The organism is Ectobacillus sp., assembly GCF_056992975.1.
This window is the reverse complement of record NZ_JBXKMX010000303.1, coordinates 1-4,092: the sequence shown is the minus strand read 5'-3', so window position 1 is coordinate 4,092 and position 4,092 is coordinate 1. Positions and strand designations below refer to the sequence as shown.

Annotated in this window: 4 protein-coding genes; all 4 read right to left on the bottom strand. The window is 38.7% G+C overall.

Annotated features, from left to right (window positions below):
* Window positions 1-16: 16 nt before the first annotated feature.
* The gene (gene asnS, locus AC11ZT_RS13730) at window positions 17-1,309 is read right to left on the bottom strand and encodes an asparagine--tRNA ligase (protein WP_484060139.1); all 1,293 of its coding nucleotides are present in this window, start codon (window positions 1,307-1,309) and stop codon (window positions 17-19) included.
* Window positions 1,310-1,409: 100 nt separating this feature from the next.
* Complete coding sequence (locus tag AC11ZT_RS13725) at window positions 1,410-1,880, bottom strand: cell wall elongation regulator TseB-like domain-containing protein (protein WP_484060138.1); 471 nt, start codon at window positions 1,878-1,880, stop codon at window positions 1,410-1,412.
* A gap of 7 nt (window positions 1,881-1,887) precedes the next feature.
* The gene (locus tag AC11ZT_RS13720) at window positions 1,888-2,058 is read right to left on the bottom strand and encodes a YpmA family protein (protein WP_484060137.1); all 171 of its coding nucleotides are present in this window, start codon (window positions 2,056-2,058) and stop codon (window positions 1,888-1,890) included.
* A 276-nt stretch (window positions 2,059-2,334) separates the two neighbouring features.
* A partial coding sequence (locus AC11ZT_RS13715; RefSeq protein ID WP_484060136.1) for a helicase C-terminal domain-containing protein occupies window positions 2,335-4,092 on the bottom strand: 1,758 nt, incomplete at its 5' end.

Genomic DNA, 4,092 nt, shown 5'->3' with positions numbered 1-4,092 from the left:
AAGAGTACGTTCCTTATTATGGATAAATACGGTTTAATAAACGAGGAAACGGAATTGTTTCTCGCACATGTTCTACCCCTGATAACCATGCTACTGTTCGTTCAAGGCCCAGTCCAAAGCCTGAGTGAGGAACAGAACCGTATTTACGAAGATCTAAATACCATTGGTAGGCATCCTCACTTAAATTATTCTCATCGATGCGTTGTTTTAATAAATCATAATCATCAATACGTTGGGAGCCACCAATAATTTCACCGTATCCTTCTGGTGCGATTAAGTCCGCACATAAAACAACTTCAGGACGAGTTGGATCTGGCTTCATATAAAATGACTTAATTGCTGCTGGATAATTTGTAATGAAAACCGGTTTCTCAAAGCTGTCTGCAATGGCAGTTTCATGCGGTGCACCGAAATCCTCACCCCATGTTATATCATCAAAGCCTTTCTCATGTAAAAGCTTAATCGCATCATCATAGGAAATACGAGGGAATGGAGCTTTAATTAATTCTAGCTTTGCCGTATCTCTTCCCAATGTTTGTAGTTCCAATGCACAATTTTTTAAAACGGATTGAACAATATACGTAACATAATTTTCTTGAACTTGTAAGCTATCTTCATGATTCATAAATGCCATTTCAGGTTCAATCATCCAAAATTCAATTAAGTGACGACGAGTTTTCGATTTCTCGGCACGGAAGGTTGGACCAAATGAAAATACTCGACCCATTGCCATTGCTGCTGCTTCCATATATAACTGTCCACTTTGGGATAAATAAGCATCTTCATCAAAGTATTTCGTATGGAAAAGCTCGGTTGTACCTTCTGGCGCACTACCAGTAAGAATTGGCGGATCTACCTTCACGAACCCATTTTGATCAAAAAATTCGTAAGTAGCGCGAATAATTTCATGGCGAATACGTAATACAGCATGCTGACGCTTTGAGCGAATCCAAAGATGACGATGGTCCATTAAAAACTCTGTACCATGTTCCTTTGGTGTAATGGGATAGTCCTTTGATTCATGAATGATTTCAACATTCGTAACAGCAAGTTCATAACCAAATGGTGAACGAGTATCTTCATGAACAATTCCTGTTACATACAGGGATGTTTCTTGTGTTAAAGATTTTGCCCGTTGAAATAGCTCCTCACCAACTTCAGCCTTTACGACAACGCCTTGAATAAATCCTGAGCCATCACGCAATTGTAAAAATGCAATTTTACCACTTGAGCGTTTATTTGCAAGCCAAGCACCGATAGTTACCTCTTGATTTACATAGTTTTTTACTTGTTCAATAGTCGTTTTCACCTACGTAGTCCCTCCAACAAAATCTCTCTATATGTTTTATTTGTTCCTACACGTTATATGGTGCAATGTACGTAATTATTCTATAACAAAGCCAACTGGCTTATATGCTATACTGTCCTTCAAATTTTCCATCAATAAAATTCACATAATAATAATGGTAACGATTGGACTGGTCAATATACGTAATTTCCCATAGCGGGGTTTCATTTTCAGCCCCTAATTTCACTTTCATGATTTGTTTTGGCTGCTTGTCCTTCGTAACAATTTGTGCAGCTTGTTGCTGGGAAATACCATCTTTTTTTTGCTTTGATAGTACTTTTCCCCCGCTCGTCGGCACCCAAACAATCATTTGTTCACCAGCAGAATTGGTCCCTTCAATTATCGTGTAGGAACTCATTCCATGGTAATAATCTGTAGCAGTAATTGTAGAAAGAGAAGCTTCTTTCTTAGCATCTGTAATAGCTTTATCTTCTCCCAAATGTTTGTTACTCATTGTATTGTTATAAACGTACACCCCGTACAAGATTCCCGCTACAATAACTAATATGATTATAAGTATCCACTTTTTCATTGTATCACTACGTTCTATAAATAGTAAATATTTCCGTATTTGTCTCGTTAGCGTCTAGAGCTAAGCCGAACATTAAATCCTTTTCCTTCAAAGTGCGGTTTAATCGATCGACAATCTTATACAAATCACTTGCGTATTGCATACGAGTCGTTGCCAACACTTTAGTCTTCTTATCCATGAAAACTCCTCCGTTACAAAAATTTCTAATCATATTAGTTCGTCATACGGTTACAATAAAGGTACATTCTCTACAATACCTGCTTCTACCCTCACCTATTATAGCAGGAGATTTTCATCTATTAAAGGATTAGGTATAAAGTGGCCGGTTCTACGTTTTTATTTTTTTACAAAACGTATTTCCCGTTCCATCGAATTAATTAACGTTCTTGAAGAATCAGTTACACATAACAAAATAGCCTCCAACCCACATGGATAGCCTGTAAGCAGTTACAGGCTATTTAAATGATGATAATTTCTTTACTAGATCTTCAATAGGTTCTTCATAGATAGGAACCTTGGGAATCGATGAGATAAATCGTTTTCCATAATAGGTAGTTGTAATGCGGCGATCTAACACGACACATATACCTCTGTCTTCCTTTGTTCGAATCAATCTCCCAAAGCCTTGTTTAAAGCGAAGAATTGCTTGCGGCAAGGAAAGATCTTGAAAGGCATTTTTTCCTTCTTCTGTAAGCTTCTTCGCCTTTGCAGCCATAATAGGTGAGTCCGGAGGTGCAAATGGAAGACGAACGATTACCAGACAGCTGAGTGCTTCTCCAGGTATATCAATACCTTCCCAAAAACTACTTGTACCAAACAAAATAGCCTTATCGAATTGCTGAAAATTCTTCGTCATCCGCATCCGGCTCATCCCATTTATGCCTTGTGCAAGCAATACGTATTCTTCCAGAACGGTACTTTCCTTCACAATCGTATATGTCATTCGTAGCATGTCATAGGATGTAAATAATACAAGCATACGCCCCCGCATTGCTTTTGCAAGTAATACGATATGCTCTGAAATCCGCTCTACATACTCCTGTTCCGATACAGTCTTAATATTTGGCACAGTCGTTGGGATCATCATGGTCACTTGCTTATCATATTGAAACGGTGAGGAAACGTGTAAAGTTGATGTCGGAAGTTGCGTGAGACCTAACGCTTGTTTCATATAGTCAAATGTGCCATTAACAGTTAAGGTAGCTGATGTTAACACAACGCTCTTTCGTTTTGAAAAAAAAGTCTCAGCAAGCATGGTGCTTACATCAGTTGGTTGTTTATACAACATCGTTGAATGAAGAGACCCCTTCGTTTCCGTTTCCATCCAAGTAACTCCGTCAACCTGTTCCTGTACTAACAAGGATGTAAGAGTCTGTTGCATAGCAAGGAAGGAATCGGATAAGCTTGCAAATTCCTCGCCAATTACAAAACCTTCAAATTCTGTTTGTAATATGAGGCGCAGTGATTCAAAGATCTTTTGAACACGGCGTAATAATGCATCAAGCCGATAGGTGGATTCTACAATCGCACTCCATAGTTTCCCCTTTTCCCGTTTCACTACGTATTTATATTGAAGCTTGATATTTTGATTAACGTTTTTTCTTTTATTTCGATCAAAGATAAACCCGCGCAGCATGCGGAACAATTCATCTGATTCAAATTTTGTCGTACGTAACATTTCATCAAGATTTCTAAATACAGCACCTTGCGCAAGAGGGTGGTTACACATCGTATCATATACACGGCCAACGGCTCCATCTGTATCTAATGTTCCAAGCCGTGTCAAAAGCAATTGAAACGACATACAAGAAAATTGTTCACCTAATGCATGACTAGCCACTTCTTCTATGTGATGAGCTTCATCCAACACTACATATTCATTATGCGATAATAAGGGCTCCTCATTCGCGCTATCTTGCAGAAGCATGGCGTGGTTAGTAATAATAATATCGGCAAACAAGACACGATTTCTTGCATATTCATAAAAGCAACGAGAATTCCATGCGTTTCGTTTACCGGTAGGGCTGTTCCGATCGCTACAAATCCGTTGCCATAGCCTATTCCCACCTGATGGCAAGTTTAACTCATCTACATCTCCCGTTTCGGTTTGCAAAAGCCAAACAAGTAGTTTCGCTTTTGTTAATACACTGTCATAGTTTGCATCCTCTTCTTGCAAGGCATGCTCAAACTTATGTAAGCATAGATAATGCTT

Bases quoted from the DNA above. Each gene is read 5' to 3' on its own strand.
- AC11ZT_RS13720 (WP_484060137.1), bottom strand. From the start codon at position 2,058: ATGGATAAGAAGACTAAAGTGTTGGCAACGACTCGTATGCAATACGCA.
- AC11ZT_RS13725 (WP_484060138.1), bottom strand. From the start codon at position 1,880: ATGAAAAAGTGGATACTTATAATCATATTAGTTATTGTAGCGGGAATC.